Here is a 1,676-nt window from a genome sequence, read left to right as displayed (position 1 = left end):
ATCGGGGAGATCGCCTCGACCCTGGGGGACCCCGTCAAGCAGGGCATCATCCGCCCCGACGGCACCGTCACCGACCCGGGTGACGGCTACGTTGCCGATATCACCTCCCGGATGCGGTCCTGGGCCGGGGAACCCCTGGGCACCGACCTGGACAACTACCCCGACGATACGCGGATCATCATCCGGGTGGAACACCCCGCGTCCGGGGCGCAGCTTCGCATCACGGATGTCGATGGCCGCCGGGTTCAGGCCTTTGTCACCAACCGCCCCGGCCATGCCAACCGGCTCGACGTCCTGCACCGCGGCAGGGGCAGGTGCGAGCAACGGATCCGGGACCTGAAAGACTGCGGGTTGGGGAAACTCCCGCACGAGAGTTTCCGGATGAATCAGACGTGGTGTCATGTGGCGGTCCTGGCAATGAGCCTCGTCACCTGGGCGGGGTTGGTCACCGCTGCCGGCAGTACCGCGGCACAGCAACGGCGGTCGCGGTGGTGGGTATGGGAACCGAAGACGCTGCGGGCGAGGATGTTGTCGATCGCCGCGATCGTGGTGCGTCACGCAAGGCGGGTCAGCCTGCGCTTCGATCAGGCTGCGCCGCATCGGCAGCTCCTGGCCACATCCAGCCGCACGCTTTCGTCACTGCAGCCCTGAAGTTCCCCTACGATCTCATACCGGACCCTGGTTTCCCGGCCCAGTACCCGCCGGGACTCCGCCGACCCTGCAGCCGGTCACCCCCGTGCTGAGGACTGGAGACAAGACCCGTGAAAAATCCGGGCTAGGGGTCTCTACACTGAGGGACGCCTCAATGCCGACTACTTTCTCGGCAGTGCAGGACCGATTCGTGAGTTACTCCGTGCTGGAATCGGGCACACCCTCGTGGACATCCGCAGCCTTGGTAGTGCATATGCGCCAAGCAGGTTTAAGCGAACTTACGCGGTTGATGGAGAAGACTTCGTGCCGTACCTCCGGCCTTACGACGTCTTTGAATATCTCCCACCTGAGGCAGACCGACTCTCAGTCACGCGCACCGCGAGGCTTGAGGATTACCTGATCCAAGAAGGCGACATCCTCCAGACCTGCTCTGGTCGGAATTTGGGCCCGGTAACCATCGCGGACTCTTATCTGACCCAATCCGCGCTCTCGCACGACATGATTAGAATTCGGGTAGAGGATCTATCGGACCGGTACTATCTTCTGGCCTTTCTACGTAGTCGCGCTGGACAGCATTTACTGGCTCTTCACGATTTAGAGTGCGTTGATCCGGGTGTGCAGCTGGCCGGAGTGGATCAGGGATCCGCAAGATGTAGTGGTTGAGGTTCCGGAAACCCAGGGCGATGCCGCGTAGGTGCTCGAGCCGGCCGTTGATCGCCTCGACCGGGCCGTTGGACGCCCCGATGTCGAAGTAGGCGAGCACATCTTCCCGCCGACGCCACAGGGTTCTCCCGAGTTGAGCCAGCTCCTCCAGACCTTTCGGCAAGCCTGTGCGCAGGGTGTTGATGATCCGGTCCATCAACTTCTTGCCCCCCGAGTTCTTCGGATGCCCGTACGCCTGGATCACGTCCTGTGAGAGCATCCACGTCACCTCCAGGGCCACGTAGTCGTCATCGGTGGCCCACAGCATGTCCAGTCGCTGTTTCTGCCGCTGGACCTGACCCCTGGGGGTGTCCCCCGTACCT

The 1,676-nt window shown here is 62.8% G+C and carries 1 protein-coding gene and 1 pseudogene; one reads left to right on the top strand and one right to left on the bottom strand.

The window, feature by feature from the left end:
• On the top strand, positions 1-651 hold a 651-nt coding region (locus tag ACFVT2_RS43310), incomplete at its 5' end, for a transposase (protein WP_390027997.1).
• A 594-nt stretch (positions 652-1,245) separates the two neighbouring features.
• Here ACFVT2_RS43310 and ACFVT2_RS43305 read toward each other — a convergent pair.
• A pseudogene (locus ACFVT2_RS43305) lies at positions 1,246-1,676 on the bottom strand (transposase); the annotation flags it as partial.

Source organism: Streptomyces sp. NPDC058000 (assembly GCF_042886435.1).
Lineage (GTDB): Bacteria > Actinomycetota > Actinomycetes > Streptomycetales > Streptomycetaceae > Streptomyces.
The sequence above is the reverse complement of the archived record's forward strand: the minus strand, read 5'-3'. Positions and strand labels throughout refer to the sequence as shown.